This window comes from Pleomorphomonas koreensis DSM 23070, assembly GCF_000425185.1.
Taxonomy (GTDB): domain Bacteria; phylum Pseudomonadota; class Alphaproteobacteria; order Rhizobiales; family Pleomorphomonadaceae; genus Pleomorphomonas; species Pleomorphomonas koreensis.
This window is the reverse complement of sequence record NZ_AULH01000019.1, coordinates 1-24,936: the sequence shown is the minus strand read 5'-3', so window position 1 is coordinate 24,936 and position 24,936 is coordinate 1. Positions and strand designations below refer to the sequence as shown.

The 24,936-nt window shown below is 68.6% G+C and carries 28 protein-coding genes and 1 other RNA gene; 14 read left to right on the top strand and 15 right to left on the bottom strand.

From position 1 onward, the window contains the following. The first annotated feature begins 245 nt into the window (after nucleotides 1-245). Genes H512_RS27075 through H512_RS0116080 form a run of 3 tightly spaced genes read left to right on the top strand, consistent with a single transcriptional unit; the run spans nucleotide 246 to nucleotide 2,055 of the window. Nucleotides 246-416 (top strand): hypothetical protein, encoded by a 171-nt coding sequence (locus tag H512_RS27075; protein ID WP_156899532.1) that lies wholly within the window; start codon nucleotides 246-248, stop codon nucleotides 414-416. Beyond that, a complete protein-coding gene (locus H512_RS0116085; RefSeq protein ID WP_245585432.1) occupies nucleotides 413-1,189 on the top strand; it encodes a metal ABC transporter ATP-binding protein in 777 nt (258 codons plus the stop codon). The genes H512_RS27075 and H512_RS0116085 overlap by 4 nt, the downstream gene beginning before the upstream one ends. Then, a complete protein-coding gene (locus tag H512_RS0116080; protein ID WP_026784320.1) occupies nucleotides 1,186-2,055 on the top strand; it encodes a metal ABC transporter permease in 870 nt (289 codons plus the stop codon). The genes H512_RS0116085 and H512_RS0116080 overlap by 4 nt, the downstream gene beginning before the upstream one ends. 27 nt (nucleotides 2,056-2,082) lie before the next feature. Here H512_RS0116080 and H512_RS25915 read toward each other — a convergent pair whose 3' ends face one another. Continuing rightward, nucleotides 2,083-2,886, bottom strand: coding sequence for a hypothetical protein (locus H512_RS25915; protein WP_026784319.1), 804 nt, complete (start codon nucleotides 2,884-2,886; stop codon nucleotides 2,083-2,085). A gap of 147 nt (nucleotides 2,887-3,033) precedes the next feature. Next, a complete protein-coding gene (locus H512_RS0116070; RefSeq protein ID WP_053239954.1) occupies nucleotides 3,034-3,609 on the bottom strand; it encodes a DUF1134 domain-containing protein in 576 nt (191 codons plus the stop codon). A 163-nt stretch (nucleotides 3,610-3,772) separates the two neighbouring features. Here H512_RS0116070 and H512_RS24410 point away from each other — a divergent pair, with 163 nt between their 5' ends. From H512_RS24410 to H512_RS0116035, 7 genes are all read left to right on the top strand, one after another. Then, nucleotides 3,773-4,237, top strand: a complete 465-nt coding sequence (locus tag H512_RS24410; protein ID WP_156899531.1) for a YHS domain-containing (seleno)protein — start codon at nucleotides 3,773-3,775, stop codon at nucleotides 4,235-4,237. Between the two features lie 123 nt (nucleotides 4,238-4,360). Further along, on the top strand, nucleotides 4,361-5,026 hold the full coding sequence (gene chpT / locus H512_RS0116060; protein ID WP_026784317.1) for a histidine phosphotransferase ChpT: 666 nt from the start codon (nucleotides 4,361-4,363) through the stop codon (nucleotides 5,024-5,026). A gap of 233 nt (nucleotides 5,027-5,259) precedes the next feature. After that, nucleotides 5,260-8,013 (top strand): hybrid sensor histidine kinase/response regulator, encoded by a 2,754-nt coding sequence (locus H512_RS0116055; protein ID WP_026784316.1) that lies wholly within the window; start codon nucleotides 5,260-5,262, stop codon nucleotides 8,011-8,013. Further along, nucleotides 8,010-8,501: a chemotaxis protein CheW gene (locus H512_RS0116050; RefSeq protein WP_026784315.1), complete on the top strand. Its 492-nt coding sequence runs from the start codon at nucleotides 8,010-8,012 to the stop codon at nucleotides 8,499-8,501. Before H512_RS0116055 ends, H512_RS0116050 begins: the two co-directional genes overlap by 4 nt. Before the next feature lie 41 nt (nucleotides 8,502-8,542). Beyond that, entirely contained in the window at nucleotides 8,543-8,908 is a 366-nt protein-coding gene (locus H512_RS0116045; RefSeq protein ID WP_026784314.1) for a response regulator, read from the top strand. Nucleotides 8,909-8,945: 37 nt separating this feature from the next. Continuing rightward, entirely contained in the window at nucleotides 8,946-10,124 is a 1,179-nt protein-coding gene (locus tag H512_RS0116040; RefSeq protein WP_026784313.1) for a protein-glutamate methylesterase/protein-glutamine glutaminase, read from the top strand. After that, on the top strand, nucleotides 10,121-10,993 hold the full coding sequence (locus tag H512_RS0116035; protein WP_026784312.1) for a CheR family methyltransferase: 873 nt from the start codon (nucleotides 10,121-10,123) through the stop codon (nucleotides 10,991-10,993). Before H512_RS0116040 ends, H512_RS0116035 begins: the two co-directional genes overlap by 4 nt. A gap of 92 nt (nucleotides 10,994-11,085) precedes the next feature. Here H512_RS0116035 and H512_RS0116030 read toward each other — a convergent pair whose 3' ends face one another. Next, on the bottom strand, nucleotides 11,086-11,655 hold the full coding sequence (locus tag H512_RS0116030) for a nitroreductase family protein (protein ID WP_026784311.1): 570 nt from the start codon (nucleotides 11,653-11,655) through the stop codon (nucleotides 11,086-11,088). A 254-nt stretch (nucleotides 11,656-11,909) separates the two neighbouring features. Between H512_RS0116030 and H512_RS24405 the strand changes: the two genes are divergently transcribed. Further along, nucleotides 11,910-12,953, top strand: a complete 1,044-nt coding sequence (locus tag H512_RS24405; protein WP_053239952.1) for a hypothetical protein — start codon at nucleotides 11,910-11,912, stop codon at nucleotides 12,951-12,953. Between the two features lie 241 nt (nucleotides 12,954-13,194). On the opposite strand, the gene H512_RS0116020 is transcribed toward H512_RS24405, so the two are convergent. The 3 genes from H512_RS0116020 to ruvC form a co-directional block, all read right to left on the bottom strand. Then, a complete protein-coding gene (locus H512_RS0116020) occupies nucleotides 13,195-14,034 on the bottom strand; it encodes an SDR family NAD(P)-dependent oxidoreductase (protein WP_026784310.1) in 840 nt (279 codons plus the stop codon). Nucleotides 14,035-14,119: 85 nt separating this feature from the next. Next, complete coding sequence (gene ruvA / locus H512_RS0116015) at nucleotides 14,120-14,737, bottom strand: Holliday junction branch migration protein RuvA (protein ID WP_026784309.1); 618 nt, start codon at nucleotides 14,735-14,737, stop codon at nucleotides 14,120-14,122. Between the two features lie 13 nt (nucleotides 14,738-14,750). Then, nucleotides 14,751-15,266: a crossover junction endodeoxyribonuclease RuvC gene (gene ruvC / locus H512_RS0116010; protein ID WP_026784308.1), complete on the bottom strand. Its 516-nt coding sequence runs from the start codon at nucleotides 15,264-15,266 to the stop codon at nucleotides 14,751-14,753. A gap of 406 nt (nucleotides 15,267-15,672) precedes the next feature. On the opposite strand from ruvC, the gene H512_RS0116005 reads away from it, so the two are divergent. Then, nucleotides 15,673-16,290, top strand: a complete 618-nt coding sequence (locus H512_RS0116005) for a DUF1062 domain-containing protein (protein ID WP_026784307.1) — start codon at nucleotides 15,673-15,675, stop codon at nucleotides 16,288-16,290. A gap of 58 nt (nucleotides 16,291-16,348) precedes the next feature. Here H512_RS0116005 and H512_RS0116000 read toward each other — a convergent pair whose 3' ends face one another. The 9 genes from H512_RS0116000 to H512_RS0115965 form a co-directional block, all read right to left on the bottom strand. Beyond that, nucleotides 16,349-17,413, bottom strand: coding sequence for an alkene reductase (locus tag H512_RS0116000; protein ID WP_026784306.1), 1,065 nt, complete (start codon nucleotides 17,411-17,413; stop codon nucleotides 16,349-16,351). 129 nt (nucleotides 17,414-17,542) lie between these two features. Further along, the gene (locus tag H512_RS24400; RefSeq protein WP_036792191.1) at nucleotides 17,543-17,998 is read right to left on the bottom strand and encodes a GFA family protein; all 456 of its coding nucleotides are present in this window, start codon (nucleotides 17,996-17,998) and stop codon (nucleotides 17,543-17,545) included. A 274-nt stretch (nucleotides 17,999-18,272) separates the two neighbouring features. Next, complete coding sequence (locus H512_RS0115990; RefSeq protein ID WP_026784304.1) at nucleotides 18,273-19,019, bottom strand: YebC/PmpR family DNA-binding transcriptional regulator; 747 nt, start codon at nucleotides 19,017-19,019, stop codon at nucleotides 18,273-18,275. 129 nt (nucleotides 19,020-19,148) lie between these two features. Further along, nucleotides 19,149-19,967, bottom strand: coding sequence for a TIGR00282 family metallophosphoesterase (locus H512_RS0115985; protein WP_026784303.1), 819 nt, complete (start codon nucleotides 19,965-19,967; stop codon nucleotides 19,149-19,151). A gap of 29 nt (nucleotides 19,968-19,996) precedes the next feature. After that, nucleotides 19,997-20,596: a 5-formyltetrahydrofolate cyclo-ligase gene (locus H512_RS0115980; RefSeq protein WP_026784302.1), complete on the bottom strand. Its 600-nt coding sequence runs from the start codon at nucleotides 20,594-20,596 to the stop codon at nucleotides 19,997-19,999. Between the two features lie 43 nt (nucleotides 20,597-20,639). Continuing rightward, nucleotides 20,640-20,797, bottom strand: a non-coding RNA gene (gene ssrS, locus H512_RS26455) — 6S RNA. A 147-nt stretch (nucleotides 20,798-20,944) separates the two neighbouring features. Then, on the bottom strand, nucleotides 20,945-21,136 hold the full coding sequence (locus H512_RS0115975) for a hypothetical protein (RefSeq protein WP_156899530.1): 192 nt from the start codon (nucleotides 21,134-21,136) through the stop codon (nucleotides 20,945-20,947). A gap of 194 nt (nucleotides 21,137-21,330) precedes the next feature. Further along, nucleotides 21,331-21,684 carry a cell division protein ZapA gene (locus H512_RS0115970; protein ID WP_026784300.1) on the bottom strand — a complete coding sequence of 118 codons (354 nt, stop codon included), beginning with the start codon at nucleotides 21,682-21,684 and terminating at the stop codon, nucleotides 21,331-21,333. Nucleotides 21,685-21,688: 4 nt separating this feature from the next. Then, a complete protein-coding gene (locus H512_RS0115965; protein ID WP_342663969.1) occupies nucleotides 21,689-22,024 on the bottom strand; it encodes a DUF4164 domain-containing protein in 336 nt (111 codons plus the stop codon). Nucleotides 22,025-22,291: 267 nt separating this feature from the next. Here H512_RS0115965 and tkt point away from each other — a divergent pair, with 267 nt between their 5' ends. Beyond that, complete coding sequence (gene tkt / locus H512_RS0115960; protein ID WP_026784298.1) at nucleotides 22,292-24,277, top strand: transketolase; 1,986 nt, start codon at nucleotides 22,292-22,294, stop codon at nucleotides 24,275-24,277. A gap of 93 nt (nucleotides 24,278-24,370) precedes the next feature. After that, nucleotides 24,371-24,936 (top strand): type I glyceraldehyde-3-phosphate dehydrogenase (locus H512_RS0115955; protein ID WP_026783495.1); only part of this gene is annotated, 566 nt, incomplete at its 3' end.

Below are 24,936 nucleotides of genomic sequence, written 5' to 3'. Positions count from 1 at the left end.
GCTTTCCGAAGGTTTCTATGCAACTCCGTATGAATGAAAATTGTTTCCTGAAGAGTGTCATAATTAAATTTACATACAGGAAAGAACCAGAGTGATCTTTCCGGGAGATTAATATTTGCCGGCCGGCAGCCTTGATAGATTCCAAAGTGCCGGTATTCAGCCGGTCGACGAGACGGTTGACCAGCAAAACGTTATACTATAACGGTTCGCTCACCTCCGATCGCCGCCGAGTAGCCAGGGCCGCCATGCCGCCAGATCCCCTCCGTTCCCTGTCCTCGCCGCCCGCCGAAGCCGGTCGTCCGGCGGTCGTCGCCGTACGGCCGTCGGTGCTGCGGCTGGGGCTCGGCGCCCGCCTAGCCGGCGCGGCGGCCTTCGTCGCCGGCATCTGGGCGCTGATCGGCTGGGTGCTGCGGTGACGGCCATCCGGCACCAGCCGGCGCCAGACGGCGCGACGCTCGCCTTCCTGAACGCCACCATCGGCTACGACGGCCATCCGGCGCTGCACCACGTCTCGGCCACCTTCGCTCCCGGCACGCTCACCGCCGTCGTCGGACCCAACGGCGCCGGCAAATCGACGCTGCTCAAGGCGGCGATCGGCGCCATCCGCCCCATCGGTGGCGAGGTGGCGGTGAGCGGCTGCCGGCGGAACGAGATCGCCTACCTGCCGCAGTTGGCCGAGATCGATCGCGCCTTTCCCTTGCCGGTGTTCGACTTCGTCGCCATGGGCCTCTGGGGCCGGCGCGGCGCCTTCGGCGGCTTCCGCCGCGCCGACGACGAGGACGTCGCCCGGTCGCTGGCCGCCGTCGGTCTGGCCGGCTTCGAGGGGCGGCTCCTCGACACGCTGTCGGGCGGCCAGCTGCAGCGGGTGCTGTTCGCCCGCCTCGCCCTCCAGGACGCGCCGCTGATCCTGCTCGACGAGCCATTCACCGCCGTCGACGACCGCACCACCCACGAGCTGATGGACGTCGTCGCCGGCTGGAATGCCGAGGGCCGCACGGTGGTCGCCGTACTGCACGATCTCGATCTGGTGCGCCGGCGCTTCCCCCGCGCGCTGCTGGTCGCCCGCCGGCTGATCGCCGAGGGCGACACCGCCGCCGTGCTGACGCCCGACCATCTCGCCGCCGCCCGCCACCACGTCGAAGCCTGGGACGAGGCCGCCCCTTTCTGCGAGGCCGAGCACACGCCATGACCGCCGCCGACCTCCTGTCCGCCTTCACCGAATTCGCCTTCATGCGCCGGGCACTCGCCGGCTGTCTGGTGCTGTCGGTGGCCGCCGCGCCGCTCGGCGTGTTCCTGATGCTGCGCCGGCTGTCGCTGACCGGCGACGCCATGGCGCACGCCATTCTGCCGGGCGTCGCCGCCGGCTACCTCCTCGCCGGCCTCAATCTCTGGGCCATGACGGCCGGCGGCCTGGCTGCCGGCCTCGCCATCGCCCTGCTGGCCAGCGCCGTGACGCGACTGACGCCACTCCGCGAGGATGCCTCGCTCGCCACGCTCTATCTCGTGTCGCTGGCGCTCGGCGTCATCCTGATCTCGGCGCGCGGTTCGGCGGTCGACGTCATGCACCTGTTGTTCGGCTCGGTGCTGGCCATCGACGATACCGCCCTGGTCTTCATCGGCATCGTCGCCTCTCTCACCGTCGTTGCCTTCGCCGTGATGTGGCGGCCGCTGGTGCTGGAATGCGTCGATCCCGGCTTCCTGAAGGCGGTCGGCGGCCACGGCGCGCTGGTCCACGTGCTGTTCATGCTGGTGATGGTGCTCAACCTGATCGCCGGCTTCCAGGCGCTCGGCACGCTGCTGTCGGTCGGGCTGATGATGCTGCCGGCCGCCAGCGCCCGCTTCTGGACGCGGTCGCTCGGCGCCATGACGGCGCTGGCCATGGCTTTCGCCGCCGCCGCCTCGGGCATCGGCCTCGCCGCCTCCTTCGCCGCCAACCTGCCGTCGGGACCGGCGATCATCGTCGCCGCCGGTGCGATCTACGCCCTGTCCATCGCCCTCGGGCCGTCAGGCGGCCTGATCGCGCGAGCGCGGCCGGCACGCCACCGCACCGGCTGACCGATCGCACGCATCAGGAAACGGCCGTCAGGACGATGAGCCGGAATGCGGCGCGTCGCCCTGCCCCGGCGGTTCGCTTCCCTTGGCCAGCGCCGATTCGATGCGCTGGCGGGCGACGGCGTTGCGGGCGCGCAGGATCTTCAGCCGATGGGCGAGATCGTCGATGCGGGCCTCCTCGTCGGCGGCGGCCGGCGCCGGCCGCTCGGTCTTGGCGACGAAGTCGACGTGGATGACCGGCGCCGCCGGTTGCGCCGGCACCGGCGCCGACGGCGGCGTCATCGTCAGGTCGGCGATGGTTTCGGTCAGCACGGCGATGCGCGCCTCGGCCTCGACCAGCGCTATCTTCATGTCGGCGGCCAGCGATTCCGCCTCGTCGCGGCTTTCCTCGGCCTCGCTGGCATGGAGGGCGATCTGCCGCTGCAACTCGCGCCGCTCGGCATCGACCCGCGCCACCGCCTCGTGGGCGTAGCGGGCGATGGAGCGCGCTTCCTCGAGGCGCTTCTCGTAGTCGGCGATCGCCGCCTCGAAGCCGGCTTTCTCCGCCGTCAGCGCCCGCGCCAGCGTGCGGTCCTCGGCACTGCGGAGTTCGGCGATGGCAGCCGCCTGCCGCGCCCGGTCGAGTTCCACCGTAACGCGCGCCATGCGGGCGGCCATCTCGGCGCGCACGGCATCCTTGGCCGCCGCCATCTCGGCCACCGAGCGCGGCAACTGCTGGTCGAGCCGGCGGCGATAGAGGCGGACGGCACGCGCGTTGATCGCCGGCATCAGCAGCAGCGCCCCGAGCCCGGCCGTCAATACGCCCGCCAGAAAGATCAGCACCGTCTCGATCACGTCACGCCATCCCGAGGCGGCACCGAGACCGCCCTCCCTTCAGTTGTCGCGCAGGGTGACGGAAATGGTCAAGGGCGGAACGATCGGTCACCCCCGTCCGGTGGCGAAAAAAGCGCCGGGAGACCTGCCTCCGGCCGTAACGGCGGCTCAGAACGGGTTCCAGGTCGCCTGCGGCGTGAACTTGAGATAGCCGACATTGACGCCGAGCCGGGCGCCGACGCCGGTGCGCACCGGCACCAGGGTGATCTGGTCGGAGGTGAGCGCGGTGAGGCCGAAACCGCCGATGAAATAGGCCGAACCGGCGACGCCGCCGAACCGCCGGTAGATCGACTGCAGGGACGGCAGGTTGTAGACGAGAATCATCGTGCGGGCGCCGTCGCCGCCAACGTCCAGGCCGAGCGTCGGGCCCTGCCAGTAGACCGGCACCGAGCCGGCGTTGCGCGTGTAGAGCGTGCCCTCGCCGTAGCGCAGGCCGCCGAGAAAGGCGCCGGAGCCCTCCTGACCGAGGATATAGCCGTTGGGCTGGCCGTAGCTGGAGGCCGCCCGCTCGATGGCCGAGGCGAGCCCGCCCGACATCTCGCCGAAGAACTTGTGGCCGGTGTTGACGAGTTCCGATGAGGAATAGGTCTGCTGCATCTGCTGGGCGGCGGCCGGCAGCGACGGCGCGGCCAGGAGAGCCAGCAGGAGGAAGGGCAGCGCTTTCAGCACCGACAGACGCGACATCGGCAATCCTCCGCCTGTCGTCCGCCGCGAACCGGAGCGGCCGGCGGCGAGACGATCCGAACATTAACCTCGCCGACACTCCGTTAAGGCAAGATGAACGGGAGGGTCGACCGGTGACAGCATGATCATACCGACGAATCAGACATCACCGCGGCGAGATTGGGTGAGTTTTACCGCTCGCGCCATTGTCTTGTCGCTGTTTTTCCTCATCTCCGGCGGGCCGTCGCAGGCGCTGGACGAAAGGATCGTGTTCGATCCCTACACCGGCCTCTCCATCGGCGGCTACGACCCGGTGGCCTATTTCGTCAGCGGCGGCGCCGTGATCGGCTCCGCCGACTATGAGGAAGTCTACGGCGACACCTACTGGCACTTCGCAAACGAAGGCAACGCCGCCGCCTTCCGCGCCGCGCCGGCCGCCTATATTCCCGGCTTTGGCGGCTATGCCCTGGCGGCGGTGGCGCGCGGCGTCGCCCAGCCGGGCAACCCGACGCTGTTCGCCATCCACCGCGACCGCCTCTACTTCTTCGCCTCCGACGACGAGCGGCGCGCCTTCCTCGCCGATCCCGAAACGATGATCGCCGCCGCCGCCGCCCGCTGGCCGGAGGTGCTGAAGCTCCTGGCCTATTGATGCCATGGCGGCTTCCCGAGCTTGTGACCGTCGGCGGCGGGCGCTATCCATGGGCGCATCTTCGCGTGCGATTCGTCGGCAGGCCCTGCCCGTCGTCCGGCCCCGAACCCAATGGAACCGACCATGTCCGACCTGGCCAAGCTGGAAGCCCTGGATTTTGCCGCCCTGCTCTGCTCGCGCGTCTGCCATGATATCATCTCGCCGGTCGGCGCCATCACCAACGGGCTCGAAGTTCTCGACGAGGAGAACAACGAGGAGATGAAGGCTTTCGCCTTCGACCTCATCCGCAAGAGCGCCCGCACCGCCTCCTCGAAATTGCAGTTCGCCCGCCTGGCCTTCGGCGCCGCCGGCTCGGTCGGCGCCGAGGTCGACCTCGGCGATGCCGAGACCGTGGCCAAGCGCTACATGGAGAGCGAGAAGGCCGACATCGACTGGCAGGCGACGCGCCGCCTGCTGCCGAAGAACCAGGTGAAGCTGCTGCTCAACCTCCTGCTGATCTCGCTTCAGGCCATCCCGCGCGGCGGCCGGGTGGTGGTGCGCGTCGAGGGCGACCTGCCGCACCCGGTGCAGCGCATCGAGGCCACCGGCGCCGCCTCGCGCATTCCGCCGCGCGTCGCCGAGCTGCTGGCCGGCGACCTCGGCGACCACCTCGACGCCCATGCCATCCAGCCCTACTACGCCGGCGAGCTGGCCCGCGCCGCCGGTCTGGTCATCACCATCGCCAAGGACAACGACACGGTGATCTTCGAGGCGAAGCCCGCGCCCGCCGATCTTTCCGCCGCCCTCTGAGGCCGAGCGAGCGTCGGCCGGTCCGGCATTGATGACCGCCGGCCGCTCCGCGGGACGCGACGGTCCGCCGGCATGCCTTTCGGCAGGCCCACATCGCCGGGATCCGGCGTTTATTGCCCACACTTCAATCAATATTAACAGTTTGACGGGACACTTCCCCCAAAGCGGCTGGTAGAGCGGGCGCCTTTTCAGGATGCGGCGCTTCCGGTTCGACCTTCCCGAGGGGGTGAAGTATGGACGACCTTTTGCGTGAATTCCTCACCGAGACAAACGAGTCGCTCGATACCGTGGACGTGGAATTGGTGAAGTTCGAGCAAGAGCCGAACAACGCCCGCATTCTGGACAACATCTTCCGCCTCGTGCACACCATCAAGGGCACCTGCGGTTTCCTCGGCCTGCCGCGCCTCGAGGCGCTGGCCCATGCCGCCGAGACGCTGATGGGCAAGTTCCGCGAGGGCGCCGCCGTCACCGAGGAGGCGGTGAGCCTCGTCCTGCAGACCATCGATCGCATCAAGGGCATCCTGGCCGAACTCGAAGCCAACGAGGGCGAGGAGCCCAAGGGCGACGACCGTGACCTGATCTCGCTGCTCGAAGCCATGTCCATGGCCGAGGCCGCGCCGCGCAAGGAGCCGCCCAAGAAGGAAAAGAAGGAAACCGCCGGCACGCTGGTGGCGCAGGTGCTTGAACGCGAGCTGCGTCCCGGCGAAGTGTCGCTCGATGAGCTGGAGCGCGCCTTCCGCGAGACCGCCGTCGAGCTGCCGGCCGCCGCCGAGCCGGCCGTCGAGGCGCCCGCCCCCGCGCCCGCCGGCATCGATTTCGCCCGCGTCGCCGCCGAGATCGAGGCGCGCATGAAGCAGGCGAGCCCGGACGGCAAGACCGAGAAGGCCAAGGCGGCCGAGGACGGCGACAGCGAGGCCAAGGCCGACAAGGGCTCGGTGTCGAGCCAGTCCATCCGCGTCAACGTCGAGACGCTCGAACACCTGATGACCATGGTGTCCGAACTGGTGCTGACCCGCAACCAGCTCCTGGAGATCGTCCGCCGCCACGAGGACAGCGAGTTCAAGGTGCCGCTGCAGCGCCTCTCCAATGTCACGGCCGAGTTGCAGGAAGGCGTCATGAAGACGCGCATGCAGCCGATCGGCAACGCCTGGCAGAAGCTGCCGCGCATCGTGCGCGACCTCGCCCAGGAACTGAACAAGCAGATCGAACTGGAGATGGTCGGCGCCGAGACCGAACTCGACCGCCAGGTGCTGGAACTGATCAAGGATCCGCTCACCCACATGGTGCGCAACTCGGCCGACCATGGCCTCGAGCGTCCCGACGACCGCCGCAAGGCCGGCAAGATCGAGAAGGGCACCATCCGCCTCGCCGCCTATCACGAGGGCGGCCACATCATCATCGAGATCGCCGACGACGGCCGCGGCCTCAGTCTCGACCGCATCCGCCAGAAGATCATCGAGAACGGGCTCGCCACCGAGACCGAACTCGAGAAGATGACCGAAGGCCAGATCTACAAGCACATCTTCGCCCCCGGCTTCTCCACCGCCGCCAAGGTGACCTCGGTGTCCGGCCGCGGCGTCGGCATGGACGTCGTCCGCACCAATATCGAGACCATCGGCGGCACCGTCGACCTGAAGTCGGTGCAGGGCAAGGGCACCACCTTCACCATCAAGATCCCGCTGACGCTGGCCATCGTCTCGACGCTGATCGTCGAGAGCTGCGGCGACCGCTTCGCCATCCCGCAGCTCTCCGTCGTCGAACTGGTGCGGGTGCAGAACAACTCCGAGCACCGCATCGAGCGCATCAAGGACACACCGGTCCTTCGTCTCCGCAACAAGCTGTTGCCGCTGGTGCCGCTGGCCGGCCTCCTCAAGGTGGACGTCTCGGCCGAGAAGAGCGAGGACGAGGGCTTCATCGTCGTCATGCAGGTCGGCAACGTCACCTTCGGCCTGGTGGTCGACGGCGTCTTCCACACGGAGGAAATCGTCGTCAAGCCGATGTCGAAGATGCTGCGCCACATCACCATGTTCTCGGGCAACACCATCCTCGGCGACGGCTCGGTGATCATGATCGTCGATCCGAACGGCGTCGCCAGCGCCATCGGCACGGCCGTCGCCACCGACACGCTCGACAGCCATGCCGACGCCGACGCCTCGCGCGGCATCGACAACGACGCCAAGATCTCCATGCTGCTGTTCCGCGCCGGCTCGCCCGAGCCGAAGGCGGTGCCGCTGTCGCTGGTCACCCGCCTCGAGGAGTTCGAGATCGAAAAGATCGAGCATTCCAACGGCCGCGACCTCGTGCAGTACCGCGGCTCGCTGATGCCGCTGGTCTACCCGAACTACGAGGTCCGCCGCCGCGAGGAAGGCACCCAGCCGATGCTGGTGTTCTCCGACGCCGGCCGCTCGATGGGCCTCGTCGTCGACGAGATCGTCGACATCGTCGAGGAGTCGCTCAACATCCAGGTCGGCTCCGACGTGCCGGGCGTGCTCGGCTCGGCGGTGATCAAGGGCAAGGCCACCGAGATCCTCGACATCGGCCACTACCTGCCGCTGGCCTTCGAGGACTGGTTCAAGCGCAAGGAAATCTCGTCGGCCGCGCTGACGCGCAAGCTGCTGTTCATCGACGACAGCGCCTTCTTCCGCAACATGCTGGGGCCGGTGATGAAGGCCGCCGGCTTCGACGTCACCGTCTGCGCCTCGGCCACCGAAGCGCTCCGCCTGCTCGGCGAAGGCGCCGCCTTCGACGTCATCGTCTCCGACATCGAGATGCCCGTGGTCAACGGCTTCGAGTTCGCCGAGATGCTGCGCCGCGACGCCCGCTTCAAGCACACGCCGATCATCGCCCTGTCGGCGCTCTGCACGCCGGCGTCGATCGAGCGTGGCCGCCAGTCCGGCTTCGACGAGTACGTTGCCAAGTTCGACCGCCCGGGCCTGATCGCGGCCCTCAAGGAAATCACCAGCGCTGACTATGGGATCGCAGCATGACCGCCAACAGCCATACCCCCGGTGCTGCCGCCAACGACAGCCACTCCGGCCAGATCCAGTATGTCACCGTGTTCATCGGCGGCCAGCTGTTCGGCCTGCCGATCCACAAGGTGCATGACGTCTTCGTGCCGGAGAGCATGACGCGCGTGCCGCTGTCGGCGCCGGAAGTGGCCGGCGTGCTCAACCTGCGCGGCCGCATCGTCACGGCGATCAACATGCGCCGCCGTCTCGGCCTGCCGCAGCGCGAGGGCAACCACGGCATCATGGCCGTCGGCATCGAGTATCGCGGCGAATCCTACGGCCTGATCATCGACGAGGTCGGCGAGGTGCTGAACCTCGACGCCTCCGGCCGCGAGGCCAACCCGGCCAACCTCGATGGCCGCTGGGCGGAGATTTCCGGCGGCGTCCACCGCCTGTCCGGACAGCTGATGGTCATCCTCGACGTCGAGCGCGTGCTCGGCCGCATGCAGGGCGACATGGCCGCCTGACGACCCTTGAAGCCGGCGTCACCGCCGTGAGGAGTGAAACAATGAAGACCTGTCTCGTGGTCGACGACTCGAGCGTCATCCGCAAGGTGGCCCGGCGCATTCTCGAGGATCTGTCGTTCACCATCCTCGAGGCCGAGGACGGCCAGCAGGCGCTTGAGAAATGCCGGGAGACCATGCCCGACGCCATCCTGCTCGACTGGAACATGCCGGTGATGGACGGGCTGGAATTCCTGGCCCAGTTGCGCAAGCTCGACGGCGGCGACACGCCGAAGGTGGTGTTCTGCACGACGGAGAACGACGTCGGCCACATCGCCCGCGCCATCCGGGCCGGCGCCAACGAATACATCATGAAGCCCTTTGATCGCGAAATCGTCGAAGCCAAGTTCCAGGAAGTCGGGCTGCTCTGACCGTTCAAAGATCGATGCGAAACTGGAGACCGATTGAATGTCGGCCATCGCCCGCGCGCCTTCTTCTTCCGGAGCCGTCACCGATCCCATCCGCGTGATGGTCGTCGATGATTCCGTGGTCATTCGCGGCCTTCTCGGCCGCTGGCTCGACGAGGAGCCGGGCCTCGCCGTGGTGGCCAGCCACCGCAATGGCCGCCTCGCCGTCGACGACGTGCTGCGCTCCAACCCGGACGTGGTCATCCTCGACATCGAGATGCCGGACATGGACGGTCTCACCGCCCTGCCCCTCCTGATCGAGAAGAAGAAGAACCTCGTCGTCGTCGTCGCCTCGACGCTGACCCGCCGCAACGCCGAGATCTCGCTGAAGGCCCTGTCGCTCGGCGCCGCCGACTATGTGCCGAAGCCCGAATCCAATTCCGGCGTCACCACGTCGGCCGAATTCCGCCGCGAGCTGATCGAGAAGGTCACCAACCTCGGCCAGCGGGCGAGGAGCCGCGGCCTGCCCGGCCATGCGCCGGCCGGCCGGCCGGCGTCGCGCCTGCCGCAGGGCGCCGGTGCCCCGCCCGCCCCCCACGGCGCGCTCCGGGCCTCCCGCCCGTCGAGCTTCACCATCCGCCCCTATTCGTCGGCGCGGCCGCGCATCCTGACCATCGGTTCGTCCACCGGCGGGCCGCAGGCCCTCAACACGCTGTTCGGCGAGATCGGCTCGGCCATCGGCATGGTGCCGGTGGTGCTGACCCAGCACATGCCGCCCACCTTCACCGCCATTCTCGCCGAGCACATCACCAAGGCAGCCGGCCGGCCGGCCGCCGAGGGCCGCGACGGCGAGGTGATCCAGCCCGGCCGCATCTACGTGGCGCCCGGCGGCAAGCACATGCTGCTGGCCAAGAACGGCAACGACGTGGTGGTGAGGCTCAGCGACGCGCCGCCGGTCAACTTCTGCAAGCCGGCCGTCGACCCGCTGTTCAAGTCGGTGGTCGACATCTACGGCACGGCGACGCTGGCCGTCGTCCTCACCGGCATGGGCGCGGACGGCGCCGAGGGCGTGCGCCGCATCGGCGAAGTCGGCGGCAGCACCATCGCCCAGGATGAGGAAAGCTCGGTGGTCTGGGGCATGCCCGGCGCCGCCGCCCATACCGGGATGTGCTCCGACGTTCTGCCGCTGCACGACATCGGCCGCAAGGTGTCCAAGATCCTCCTCGGAGGCCGCCCATGAACCCGGCCGAGTACGACTATCTGCGCCAGTTCCTCAAGAGCCGGTCCGGACTCGTCCTGTCGAACGAGAAGCAGTATCTGATCGAGAGCCGCCTGTTGCCGGTCGCCCGCAAGACCGGCCTGCAATCGATCGCCGCGCTGGTCGCCAAGCTGAAGGAGCCGCGCGAGACGGCGCTGGCCGAGGCGGTCGTCGAGGCGATGACCACCAACGAGAGCTTCTTCTACCGCGACAAGACGCCCTTCGAGCACTTCACCCAGGTGATGATGCCGGAACTGTTGAAGTCGCGCGCCTCGCAGAAGAAGATCCGCATCTGGTGCGCCGCCGCTTCCACCGGCCAGGAGCCCTACACGCTCGCCATGTGCCTCAAGGAAATGGAGGCCAAGCTCGCCGGCTGGCGCATCGAGATCCTCGGCACCGACATCTCCAACGAGGTGCTGGAGCGGGCGAGGTCCGGCACCTATACCCAGTTCGAGGTGCAGCGCGGCCTGCCGATCCAGCTGCTGCTGAAATACTTCACGCAACAAGGCGAGAGCTGGACCATCTCGCCGCAGCTGCGGTCCATGGTGCAGTGGCGGAAGTTCAATCTGCTGGAGAGCTTCGCCGCCTTCGGCCAGTTCGACATCGTCTTCTGCCGCAACGTGCTGATCTACTTCGACCAGACGACCAAGGTCGATATCCTCGGCCGCATCTCGAAGATCATGGCGCCGGACGGCTACCTGGTGCTCGGCGCCGCCGAGACGGTGGTCGGCCTCACCGACGCCTTCAAGCCGGCACCCGAACGGCGCGGCCTCTACGTGCCGGCCGCTGCCGCCGCCGCCCAGCCGGCGCCGCGCCTCTCGGCACTGGCCACGGCCGGCCGCGTCGGCTGATCCGGCCCCGCTCTTGTCGATGACGGCGTCGCGGCTCCCCGCGGCGCCGTTTTCCATTGCGGGCGGTCATCCCCTGCCCGCCGCGCCGGCCGTCAATCGCCGAAGCGGCTGACGATATCCTCCAGCGCCGGCCGCGGCCGATCGGCCGGCTTGAGGGTGGGCGTGCCGATGTGAATGAAGCCGACGATGGTCTCGGCGTCGGTGAGGCCGAGGGCGGCGCGCGCCTCGGCGTCGTAGGCCGGCCATTCGGTCAGCCAGCAGGCGCCGAAACCCATGGCGTGGGCGGCGATCTCCAGGTTGAGGCAGACGGCGCCGGCCGAGTAAATCTGCTCGATCACCGGGATCTTGACGTGCTCGGCGGCGCGGCCGACCACGGCGATTACCAGCGGCGCCTTGGCAAAGCGCTGCCGCTCCTCCTCCAGCCGCGCCTCGGAGATGTCCGGCTGGCGCGCAGCGGCGATCGCCGCAAGGCGTCGTCCGGCCTCCACCCGGCTCTCGCCCTCGAAGACGATGAACCGCCAGGGCGCCAGCTTGCCATGGTCGGGCACCCGCGAGGCAATGGTGAGCAGCGTCTGAAGCTGCTCGGCATCGGGGCCGGGAGCAACAAGCAGGGCGGCCGCTACGGAGCGGCGGGTAAGCAGCAGATCAAGCGTCGGGTTCATGGGGCATCGGCTCCGGACTGAAGCATCGGACGGGCAGGATCCGATGCGTCGACAAAAGACGGGAGCGGCAGCCCGGATGCCTCCGGGCGTCCGCCGCTCTGAGTTGCGGTGAGACCGGCATATCCGCTTTCCCTGTATATTGAAATACCTATGGCACGGCCGGTGGCCCGCCGGGCCGCCGGACTTGAAATGAACACGATGATCGGCCAAGACTGGCGGTCATGATGACGATGGCCGAAGGGAGACGGCAGGGCATGACGCGGCAAGCCACCTCGATCCGGTGGACCTTTGTTGTTCTCGCGTTGATGGCCGTTCCGGCCCTCGCCCAGGACGCGCCGCCCGGCGGCCCCGGCGACCAGCCGATGCCCGGCTTCATGCAGCCCGGATCGGGGCCGCTCCAGCTGATGCCGCCCGACGCCGGCCCGCAGCCGTTGCCCGAGGCGGCGACGCCCTATGCCCCGAGCACCGCGCCGGCTATCGAAAATAAGCCGCTGGCCACCGTCGCGCCGCGCGACACGGCGACGCTGTCGCTGACGGCGCGCCTCACCCCCGACGGTCCGCCGATCGGCGCCGGCGTCGTCTGGCGCATCTTCGCCGAGGCGCAGGGGCCGGACGGCAGCCGCGAGCTGGTGGCCGAACGGCACGGCGGCTCGGCCGACTTCACGCTGAAGCCGGGCGGCTACTTCGTCTATTGCGGCTTCGGCTATGCCGGCACCACCGCGCATGTGACGGTTGGCACCGGCCTCAAGGCCGATTCGGTGGTGCTCAACGCCGGCGGCGTCCGCCTCAGCGCCGTCACCGCCAAGGACCGGCCGCCGATCGGCAAGGACGACCTCAGCTTCGACATCTTCTCGCAGGAGCTGGATTCGCACGGTGAGCCGAAGGCGGTCGCCCTCGACGTCGCGCCGGGGCAGATCGTCCGCCTGCCGGCCAAGACCTATAGCGTGGTGGCCAGCTACGGCGACGCCAACGCCCGCACCACCGCCGACATCGACGTCAAGGCCGGCAAGCTCTCCGACGTCACGCTGACCGAGAAGGCCGCCAAGATCACCCTGAAGCTGGTGAGCAGCGAAGGCGGCGAGGCGATCGCCGACACCCGCTGGTCGATCCTGACCCAGGCCGGCGACCTCGTCACCTCCGGCGTCGGCGCCTTCCCTTCCTTCGTGCTGGCCGAGGGCGACTACACCGTCATCGCCAACCACGAGGACGGCCAGTTCCAGCGCGTCGTCACCGTGGTGTCCGGCGAGAACGCCGACGTCGAGGTGCTGGCCGCCGGCGGCCAGAAGCTCTCCGACTGATCTCTGCCACAGTCTCGTTCCGGCGACTCATCCGAGTCCATGCGGGGTCATCGTGACTCAGGTGGAGTCATGACGATTCCCCGGCGGCCAGGAGATCCCGGCCGGCCGCCCCTCCGCGCCTCGTCCGGCAACCCGACCGAGTCCATGCGGGTTCATCGCGACTCAGGCGGAGTCATGGCGAGTCGCCGGCGGCCATGGTCCGCCATGGACGCCAGCGCGCGCCGGGACCAAGTGAGCCGCATCACTCCCCGACGAAGCGGTCGAAGGCGTCCTTGAAATCCGGATGCCAGCGCGACAGCGCCGGCCGGTCGTGGATGATGTCGCCCATCGCCCAGGCCATGCGCTTCTCGTCGAGGGAGCGCGGCGTCTCGTTGTCCGGGCAGAGGATGTAGAAGTCGCCCTTCTCTAGCGCCGACAGCATGAAGTCGACCACCTCGTCGGCGTGCCAGGCTCCGGCCGGCTTCTCGGCCTTGGGGTCGGCGGCGGTGAGGCCGGTGAACGTCCAGCCGGGGATCAGCAGATGCGCCGACAGCCGACCGCCGCGGCCGCGCAGCTCGTAGGCGAGTTGCTCGGTCACCACCTTCACCGCCGCCTTGGAAGCGTTGTAGGCGGCGTTGCCCGGCGGCGTGGTGATGCCCTGCTTGGAGCCGGTGTTGATGACGTAGCCGGGCCGGCCGGCCTCGACCATCCTCGGCACGAAGGTCTGAACGCCGTTGACGACGCCCCAGAAATTGACGTCGAACAGCTTCCGCCAGTCGCCGTAGTTCTCGAAGGTGCCGCCGCCGGTGCCGATGGCGGCGTTGTTCATCAGCACGTCGACGCCGCCGAACCGGCCGAAGGCGGCATCGGCCAGCGCCTCGACCGCCGCCTTGTCGCCAACGTCGGTCGGCACGGCGATCGCCTCGCGGGCACCGGCCGCCCTGGCCGCCGCCGCCGCGTCGTCGAGTTCGTCCGCCAGCACGTCGGCCAGCACCAGCCGCATGCCGCGCCCGGCAAGGCGCAGCGCCGCCGCCCGGCCGATGCCGCGCGCCGCGCCGGTGATCACCGCGACATTGCCCGTTGTGATGATGTCGTCGGACATGGATTCCTCCCCCGAAAGCCGTGTAGCTGCCGGCCACGGGGCCGGCCTCTTCTTGATATGGGATACGCCGCTGCCGCCGGAAGCGTCAGCGCGCCAGTTCCCTGAGGCCCTGGCGGATCAGCTGCGTGGTGGTCGCCTCGGCGCCGGCCGCCTTGGCCGCCGCCTGCACCGCCGCCGCCGCCTGCAACTGCGCATAGCCGAGGTTGACCAGCGCCGACACCGCCTCGGCCACCGGCCCGGAGACGCGCGCCTCGGCGACGTCGGCGGCAATGCGGATCACTGAAGGGTCGGCGTCGGCAAAGGCCGGCGCCTTGTCCTTGAGTTCGCTGGCGATGCGCTCGGCCACGCGTTTGCCGACGCCCGGCGCTCGTGAGATGGCCGTGAGGTCGCGCATGGCGATGGCGGTGGCGAGCTGCCCCGGATCCAGCACCGACAGCACGCCGAGCGCCACCTTGGCGCCAACGCCCTGCACGGTCATCAGCAGGCGGAACCACTCGCGCTCGATGTCGTTGGAGAAGCCGTAGAGGCGGATCATGTCCTCGCGCACCATAGTCTCGATGGACAGCGTCGCCGCCTCGCCGGCCTTGGGCAGCCTTTGCAGCGTCCGCGCCGAGCAATAGACCTGGTAGCCGACGCCGTGGACGTCGAGGATCATCCAGTCGTCGCTGAAGCTGTCCACCACGCCCTTGAGCTTGCCGATCATCATCCCCTCCCCGTCAGCCGGCCGCCGCCCGCATCAACCGCCCCACCGCCGAGCCGCGATGATGGGCGTGCGTCAGCGCGATGGCCAGCGCGTCGGCGGCATCGTCGGTCTCGAAGGTCGCCTTGGGCATCAGCACCTTGACCATGACGCGGATCTGCCCCTTCTCGGCGTGGCCGGCGCCGACGATCGCCTTCTTCACCGCGTTGGGCGCGTATTCGGCCACCGGCAGGCCGCGCCGGGCCGGTGCCAGCAGCGCCACGCCGCGCGCCTGGCCGAGCTTCAGCGTGGCGCCGGCGTCCTTGTTGACAAAGGTCTGTTCGATGGCCGCCTCGTCGGGCTGGAACTCGTGCAGCACGGCGTCGAGGCCATCGTGGATCTGCACCAGGCGCGAGGCGAGGTCGAGGTCGCCGTCCGAGGTGACGGAGCCCGAGGCGACGAAGCGCACCGAGTTGCCGAGGCTGTCGATGACGCCCCAGCCGGTGCGCCGGAGGCCGGGATCGATGCCGATGATTCGCGTGACATTGGTCATGACGGCACGCTATCCAGACGTTCATGGTTTGTACAGATGGATCGGACGGCTATTCCCATCGTGGCGTCCGCGCAACAGGCCCGAACCGGACGGACACCCGTCCGGCTTTGCGGTTGCACCCGACGCCGGCCATGCTATCGATCCCTCGGTTTGAATGGCCATGAAGAGGCATCGCCTTGCCGTCGTAATGCCGGTCTCGTCCTGCAGCACCCGCTTCATCGGAAGCTCCGGCTTCCGAACGGCTTATCATGTCCATCGGGTGGCGGATCGAGACCGGCCTGGCCTTGCCGCCGTCGGCGCCCCGCCGCACGCCACCTGACCTGATCCGCGCATCCGCCAAGCCGCGCCCGCCTCGCCGGGCCTCGTCCGCCACGCCGCTGGACTTCCTTCACAGGAAGACCCCGGCATGTCCGACCGCCTGTCCGTCCGCTGGACCGTCGTCGCGCGCGACTGTCCCCGCCCCGTCTTCGCCTGCCCGGCCTGCGGCGGCGACCGTCCATTCCATTCAAGCGGCAAGATCCGCCTCAACGCCAACGGCAAGCGGCTCGATGCCTGGCTGATCTACAAGTGCGACGGTTGCGACCGCACCTGGAACCGGCCGATCATCGAGCGCCGCCTGGCGGCCGGCGTACCGCCGGGCGATCTCGCCGCGTTGAGATCGGGCGACGCCGCCTTCGTCCGCCGCCTCGCCTTCGACCTTGCCGCCCTCCGCCGCAAGACGCCGGTGATCCTGCAATCCGGCCGGGTGGATGTCGAGAAGGTGGTGACCGGCGGCGATGCCGGCGCGACGGGCGTCGATATCATCCTCGCGGTGCCCCATCCTGTCGGCCTGCGTCTCGATCGCCTGCTGGCGACCGGCCTCGGCCTCAGCCGCAGCCGCATCGGCGACCTGATGGACACGGGCCGGCTTGAGGCCGCCGGCGGCGGCAACGCGCTGAAACGGCCGCCGCGCGACGGGCAGAGCGTCCGGCTCGATCTCGCCGGCATGGGAGATCGGCAGGCCATCCTGACCGCCGCCGGCTGAAACGAACGCCCCGCGACGGTGCCGCCGCGGGGCGTTCGCCTTCATTGACAGCGCCCGATCAGGCGACGGCGGCATCGAGCGCCGGATAGTCGGTGTAGCCGGTGGCGCCGTCGGCGTAGATGGTCTCCGGCACCAGCCGATTGCGAACCGAGCCGGCCCGGAAGCGCTCGACGAGATCGGGATTGGCGATGAATTCCTTGCCCCAGGCGACGGCGTCGGCCCGGCCGGCCGCCACCTCGGCGGCCGCCTCCTCGACGGAGAAGCCCTCGTTGGCGATCAACGCGCCGCCGAACGCCTCCTTGAGGTACGGCGTCAGGCGATCCGGCCCCAGATGCTCGCGGGTGAAGATGAAGGCGAGGCCGCGCCGGCCCGCCTCGCGGGCGACGTGGCCGAAGGTGGCCCTGGGGTCGCTGTCGCCCATGTCGTGGCTGTCGCCGCGCGGGGCGAGATGCAGACCGACGCGGCTGGCGCCCCACACGGAGATCGCCGCGTCCACCGCCTCCAGCATCAGCCGGGCGCGGTTCTCGATCGGGCCGCCGTAGGCGTCGGTGCGCGTGTTGGTCTTGTCCTGCAGGAACTGGTCGAGCAGGTAGCCGTTGGCGCCGTGAATCTCGACGCCGTCGAAACCGGCCTTCTTGGCGTTCTCGGCACCCCTCCGATAGGCCTCGATGATGGCCGGAATCTCGGAGATATCGAGGGCGCGCGGCGTCGGATAGGGGCGGATCGGCCGAAGCAGGCTGACGTGGCCGGCCGGCTGGATGGCGCTCGGCGCCACCGGCAGATCGCCGTCCAGCAGCGACGGATCGGAGATGCGGCCGACGTGCCAGAGCTGCATGACGATGGTGCCACCGTTCCGGTGCACTGTCTCGGTGATCGGCTTCCATGCCTCGACCTGGGCGTCTGAGTAGATGCCCGGCGTGCGGGCGTAGCCGGCGCCCTTCGGCGTGACGATGGTCGCCTCGGTGAGGATCAGGCCCGCCGACGCCCGCTGTTCGTAGTACGTGCGCATCACCTCGGTGGGAATGCGGCCGTCGGTGGCGCGCGCCCGCGTCAGCGGTGCCATGACGATGCGGTTGCGGAGTTCGAGCGCGCCGAGGCGCACGGGATCGAAAAGGGTCGGCATGGCTGGAATCCTTGCGGCGAAGGCGGGCGATCGCGAGATCAGGGTATATGCACGCAGTCCTAGCCGCGGCCGGCCGGCCTGGCTAGGGGCCGGCCGGTCAACTTTTCCGTGAAGTCGGGGCGAAGGCGCTCAGGTGTCGTGGTCGGGGTGCTGGCGCGAAACGATGTCGGCGAAGAAGCCGTCGGCCCGCGCCTGCTCCTCCGGCGTCCGGGTCGGCAGGCCGGCGAGGCGGGAGAACCAGCTCAGCCGGTGTTCGAGCCCCACCTGGATGGTCGGCGGGATGCGTTCCGGCTCGTCGAAGGCGCCGATGGAGAGCTCCAGCGCCGGCCCGCCCCAGTCGTAGGCAAGCGGCGTGCCGCAGGCCGAACAGAAGCCGCGCCGCACCTTGTTGGAGCTATGGAACCAGGCCGGTTCGCCGCGCGTCCAGCTCAGATGTCCGGCCGGCGCCGACACCAGCGGCGCGAAGAACGAGCCGAAAGCCTTCTGGCACATCCGGCAATGGCAGATGCTCGCCCGCCCGAGCGCCCCCTCGACGCGGAAGCGCACCCGCCCGCACTGGCAGCCGCCGGAATGTCCCTCGTCCATGCCGCACCTCCTGGGAGAGGATAGCACGGTGCGAACCAAGCCGCTGCGGCACCAGCAACGATGACAGCAGCTTTCTGACGTCCGCCCCCAGGAGATTCGGTTCGGAAATCCCCTATCCGCCTCTCGCCTTGTCCTGCCCGGGATACTACGCCTCCGCGTAGGATCTCGGACCGAAAGGGCACGAGGCTTATATGGAGCAACGCCGAGACGAAAACGCCCGCCGCCCCCCCCCCGAAGGCGGCAGCGGGCGCTAAATTCCGCCGACGAGCCGGGATCAGCCGGCCAGCTTGGCCGCCACCTCGTCGGAGACTTCCATGTTGGTGTAGACGTTCTGCACGTCGTCGTCGTCTTCGAGCAGGTCGACCATCTTCATCAGGCTCTGCGCCTTCTCCTCGTCGAGCGGCGACATGGTTTTCGGCTTCCAGATGATCTTGATGGACTGGGCAGCGCCAAGCGAGGCTTCCAGTGCCTTGTTCACGTCGTTCAGCGCCTCGAAGGCGCAGTAGATGAAGTGGCCTTCCTCGTCGGACTCGACGTCGTCGGCGCCGGCCTCGATGGCGGCTTCCACCAGGGCGTCGTTGGAACCGGCCGACAGCGGATAGCTGATCTCGCCGAGCCGGTCGAACATGAAGCCGACCGAGCCGGTCTCGCCCAGCGCGCCGCCGGCCTTGGTGAAGATCGAGCGCACCACCGAGGCGGTGCGGTTGCGGTTGTCGGTCAGCGCCTCGACGATGACGGCGGTGCCGCCCGGACCGTAGCCCTCGTAGCGCACCTCGTCGAAGTTCTCCGTGTCGGCGCCGGCCGCCTTCTTGACCGCCCGGTCGATATTGTCCTTGGGCATGTTCTCGGCGCGGGCATTGAGGATGGCGAGACGCAGGCGGGCGTTCATCGCCGGATCCATGCCGCCGATCTTGGCCGCCACGGTGACTTCGCGCGCCAGCTTGGCGAAGATCTTCGACCGCTTGGCGTCCTGCGCACCCTTGCGGTGCATGATGTTCTTGAATTGTGAATGACCGGCCATAGTGCCTCCTCTTGGCAACCGCGAAAGGGCGCGGGGCGCGGCGCGCCTCCCGCGACCATCGATCACGGCACATATCCACGAATGGGCCGCCTTATAGGCGTTTGTTGGCCCCGAATCCAGCCGGGGCCGTCACCAAAACGTCGGCAGCGCCTCGGCGAGGCGGCCGCCGATCCGCACCGGGCCGATCGCCTCGGCCAGGCCGGTGACGTCGCTGACGTCGACGGCGACGCCGCACAGCGTCGGCTCGCCGAGCGCCGGCTGGAAGCGGGCCGTCGGGATCTTGCGCAGGAAGCGGTTGATCGGCTCGTCCTTGTCCATGCCGAGCACGCTGTCGTAGTCGCCGGTCATGCCGGCGTCGGAGAGGTAGGCGGTGCCGCCGTCGAGGATCTGATGGTCGGCGGTCGGCACGTGGGTGTGGGTGCCGACCACCAGCGAGGCGCGGCCGTCGAGATGGTGGCCCATCGCCTGCTTCTCGGATGTCGCCTCGGCGTGCATGTCGATCAGCACGGCGTCGGCCATGTCGCCGAGCGGACAGGCGGCAAGCTCGCGATCGACGGCGGCGAAGGGATCGTCGAGCGCGTCCATATAGACGCGGCCCATGACGTTGACCACCAGCACGCGGGCGCCGTTGCGGGCGATGCCGACGGTGGCGCCGCGCCCCGGCGTGCCGGCCGGATAGTTGGCGGGACGGAGAAGCTGCGGCTGCCGCTCGATGAACACCAGCGCCTCGCGCTGGTCCCAGGCGTGATTGCCGCTGGTGACCACGTCGGCGCCGGCGTCGAGGAAGTCGCGGCAGATCTCCTCGGTGATGCCGAAGCCGCCGGCGGCGTTCTCGCCGTTGACCACCACGAAGTCGAGCCCGTAGTCGGCGATCAGCCCCGGCAGGATGTCGGAAATGGCATTGCGGCCCGAGCGGCCGACCACGTCTCCCACGAACAGCAGGCGCATTGTCCGGCGTCCTCCCCGATAGTCCAGGTTCACCGGGCGAAGCGGAAGACGTCGCGCTCGGTAACGATCATGTCGAGCGGCGCGTCATGGGGCTCCATCGGCACCGCCGCCACTTCCTGCACCGAGAAGGCAATGCCGATCAAGCGGGGAAAGCGTCCCATTGCCCTGAGACCGGCCACAGCGCGGTCGTAGAAGCCGCGGCCGTAGCCGGCCCGCCCGCCCTGGCGGTCGAAGGCGGAGAGCGGCATCAACAGCGCGTCGGGCAGGATTTCCGGAGCCTCCGGTCCCGGACCGCGCGTGCCGAAGCCGAGCGGCGCCAGCGGTTCGCCCGGCCGATAGCGGCGGAACACCAGCCCCGCCTCCACCATCACCGGCAGCCCCACCGGATGGCCGCGGCCGTCGAGCGCCGCGATGGCCTCGGAGAGATCCACCTCGCTGAGGATCGGCAGAAAGGCCGATACCGCCGCGCTGGCGGCGAGATCGAGCGCCAGCACGGCACCGGAGATCGCCGCCGATCCCTCGGCGCGCACTGCTTCGGACAGGCCATCGCGACGGCTGAGCGCCAGCTTCCTGACGCGCGCCTTCTCGGCGGCGACAAGCGCACGGGAGAGGTCGGAGGCGGCATCGATGGAAATGGCGGCCTCCCGGCTGCATGAACGGGGGAAAGAAAGTGTGGCGCCCGCGAACGACCGTCGGAAGTGCGATCCCGGGAAACCTACAACGTAGGTGGGCGCCGTTTGCCCGAACCCTCGAGTCCGGGCGGGGACAGCTCCCTTCAGGATCATTAAGGCCCCGGGGATATTGATTCCTAACGGGAAGCGCAGTCACGCCACGCTCCCTATATAGGCGAGACCGCCGCTCCGGCAAAGGGGGGCCCGGCGGACAAAAAATGCGGTGGTCGGCAGACGGACGGCGAACAAAAAAGAAGGGCGGCAGGAAGACCTGCCGCCCAGTCGCTGCGCGGATCGCAGTAGCCGTTACCGTCCGGCCGAGATGGCAACCAGGATGACGAGCATCCCTGCCGTTCCGGCCAGGGCAAGCACGATCAGGGCGGGGTAGCCGAACAGCGCCACCGCCCCTATGCCGATCACCAGGACCACGACCATGACGGCCAACACCACCCAGGCGCTGAGGCCGCGATTGTCCGCTGTCGGCTCGTAACTGGCCATGAAACTCCCCTGAAAAATCCTGTCGGGCTCCATATATGGAATTATCCGTAGCGAGGCAACGGTGCTTTCGCCGCATCAGCCCTGCGCGTCCCGCATGGGCACCGCCCCTTCTCCTTGAAGGTGCTCTGATTTCGCCGCCGCTACCAGTAGACGAAAGCCCAATGCCGCCGGTTCCCCGCCGCGACGGATTTCGCTCAGATCATCTTCTCGGCCGCGGCCTCGATGCGGGCGGCCGCCTCGACCACCTTCTCGGCCAGGCGGCGCTCCACCTCGCCCTGCCGCTCCAGCAGCGCGTCGCGACTCTCCCGCAGCGACCGCACCTCGGCTTCGAGGCCCTTCAGCTTGCGCTCGGTCTCCGACAGCTGGTCGAGCACGGTGATGGCGCTCATCACGGTCAGCCGCTGGTCGCCGATCTCGCCGAACACGCCGCGGATTTCGTTGAGGATGGCGTCGAGCCGGCTGGCGAGGCCGTAGAGGTGCTCCTCCTGGCCGTCGTCGCAGGCCATGCGGTAGGTCTTGCCGGCAATCGTCACCGTCACCTGGGACAAGGGATCAGCCTCCGTGGGTATCGAGGACGGAGCGGATCGACTCCATGGCGGCGACGAGACGGCGCGACACCTCGCGGTTGGCGTCCTCCAGCCGGCCGGCCTTGGCGAGCGCGTCGTCGAGGTCGCCGGCAAGGCGCGACCGGTCCTCCCCGAGGCGGAACAGCTCGTCCTCCAGGCCGGAAATGGTGCGCTCGCCGGCAAGGCGCCGCTCCACCGCAAGTTCCAGGCGCCCGAGCGCCTGGTCGAGCCTTTCAAAGGCCGCGTCCAACGACGCCGCTCCGGCCATGACCGCCTCCGGATGCTCCACCGGTGCGACGGGAAAATCGTCCGGAGAACTCATCGCTTGTCTGGTCTGGTTGCCATAAACGGTGAGACGTGACAACGGTCCGTTTGGGGGCGATCTGGGAAAATACCAGCTTTTCCATTTTTTGGCCCGCAAGCGCCGTGGCTGCGGCCGGTTGTCATTGACAGATAGTACCGCCCTGCTATTGATCGGCCGCTTTAGCCGAAAGACGTAATGGCGTGGCGTGTCTGCCGGAAGATACGTATTTGTCCGTCGTTCGGCCCGCCCAAGGAGATTCCGGCCAAATCCCGTCAGGAAATAACAATGACTGACTCCGCCCGGTACAAGAATATGGCCAACGCCATCCGCGCTCTTGCGATGGATGCTGTCGAAAAGGCCAAGTCCGGCCACCCCGGCATGCCGATGGGCACGGCCGATATCGCCACTGTTCTTTTCGGCGACGTGCTGAAGTTCGACGCTGCCGCGCCGTCCTGGCCCGACCGCGACCGCTTCATTCTGTCGGCCGGCCACGGCTCAATGCTGCTCTATTCGGTCCTCCACCTGATCGGTGTCGAGGATGTCAGCATGGACGACCTCAAGAGCTTCCGTCAGTGGGGCTCCAAGTGCGCCGGTCATCCCGAATACGGTTACGCCCAGGGCATCGAGACCACCACCGGCCCGCTCGGCCAGGGCCTTGCTATGTCGGTCGGCTTCGCGCTCGCCGAGCGCATGCTGAACGCCCAGTTCGGCGATGATCTGGTCGATCACCGCACCTACGTGCTGGCCGGCGACGGCTGCATCATGGAGGGCATCAGCCACGAGGCGATCTCGCTGGCCGGCCATCTCAGGCTGAACAAGCTCTGCCTGATCTGGGACGACAACGGCATCTCCATCGACGGCCCGATCTCGGTGTCCGAGAGCGGCGACATCCCGGCCCGCTTCCGCGCCGCCGGCTGGAACACCGACGCCGTCGACGGCCATGATCCGGCAGCCATCCTCGCCGCCCTCGAACGCGCCAAGACCTCCGACAAGCCGGTGCTGATCGCCGCCAAGACGACCATCGGCTTCGGCGCGCCGACCAAGGCCGGCACCCACGCCGTCCACGGCGCCCCGCTCGGCGCCGAGGAGATCGCCGGCGCCCGCGCCAAGCTCGGCTGGCCCTATGCGCCCTTCGAGATTCCGGCCGAGATCCTCGCCGACTGGCGTGCCGCCGGCAAGCGCGCCGGCAAGGACCGCGCCGCCTGGATCGCCCGCTACCAGGCCCTCGACGCCGCGACGCGCGCCGAGTTCGACCGTCGCATCGCCGGCGACCTGCCGGCCGCATTCTTCGACGCCATGGCCGCCTACAAGGCCAAGCTGGTCGCCGAGCTGCCGAAGGTCGCCTCGCGCAAGGCGTCCGAGATGGCGCTCGAGGTGATCAACCCGGTGGTGCCCGAGATGGCCGGCGGCTCGGCCGACCTCACCGGCTCCAACCTGACCAAGACCAAGGGTCAGCAGGCGGTGAAGGCACCCGACTACAAGGGCAGCTACATCCACTACGGCATCCGCGAGTTCGGCATGGGCGCCGCCATGAACGGCATCGCCCTGCACGGCGGCTTCATCCCCTACGGCGGCACCTTCCTGGTGTTCTCCGACTACGCCCGCCCGGCCATGCGCCTGTCGGCGCTGATGCACCAGCGCGTCGTCTACGTCATGACCCATGACTCCATCGGTCTCGGCGAGGACGGCCCGACGCATCAGCCGATCGAGCATCTGCCGTCGCTGCGCGCCATCCCCAACATGACGGTGATCCGGCCGGCCGACGCCTACGAGACGGCCGAGGCCTGGGAGTTCGCGCTCACCCACAGGAAGGGCCCGACGACGCTGGCGCTGTCGCGCCAGAACCTGCCGGCCATCCGCTTCGAGGTCAGCGCCGACAACAAGGTCGCCAAGGGCGCCTATGAGGTCGCCGCCGCCGACGGCCTGCCGGAAGTGTCGATCTTCGCCACCGGTTCGGAGGTCGCCATCGCCCTCGACGCCAAGAAGCTGCTCGACGCGGCCGGCCATCCGGCGCGCGTCGTGTCGGTGCCGAGCTTCGAGACCTTCCGCGCCCAGTCGGACGCCTACCGCGCCGAGGTGATCGGCGTCGCCAAGGTGAAGGTCGGCGTCGAGGCCGCCCTGCGCATGGGCTGGGACGAGATCATCGGCTCGGACGGCATCTTCGTCGGCATGACCGGCTTCGGCGCCTCGGCGCCGATCGAGCTGCTCTACGAAAAGTTCGGCATCTCCGCCTCCCGCATCGTCGAGCTGGCCCTCGCCAAGCTCGGCTGAGACAATCGGGGGAACGGTCCGGAACCCGCCGGGCCGTCCCCGTCCCCAACGAGGATCGGGTGAGACGCCCGCCTCAGCATCAGGAGACAGACAATGGCAGTAAAGGTCGCCATCAACGGCTTTGGTCGCATCGGTCGCAACGTTCTTCGGGCGATCGTCGAGTCGGGTCGCAACGACATCGAGGTGGTCGGCATCAACGACCTCGGCCCGGTCGAGACCAACGCCCACCTGATCCGCTTCGACAGCGTGCACGGCCGCTTCCCGCATGAAGTGACGACGGGCGCCGACTGGATCGACGTCGGCACCGGCAAGATCAAGGTCACGGCCATCAAGGACCCGACGACGCTGCCGTGGAAGGACCTCGGCGTCGACGTGGCGATGGAGTGCACCGGCATCTTCACCGCCAAGGACAAGGCGTCGATGCACCTGACCGCCGGCGCCAAGCGCGTGCTGGTCTCGGCTCCCGCTGACGGCGCCGACCTCACCGTCGTCTACGGCGTCAACCACGACAAGATCACCAAGGACCACATCGTCCTGTCGAACGCCTCGTGCACGACCAACTGCCTGTCGCCCGTCGCCAAGGTGCTGAACGACGTCATCGGCATCGACACCGGCTTCATGACGACCATCCACAGCTACACCGGCGACCAGCCGACGCT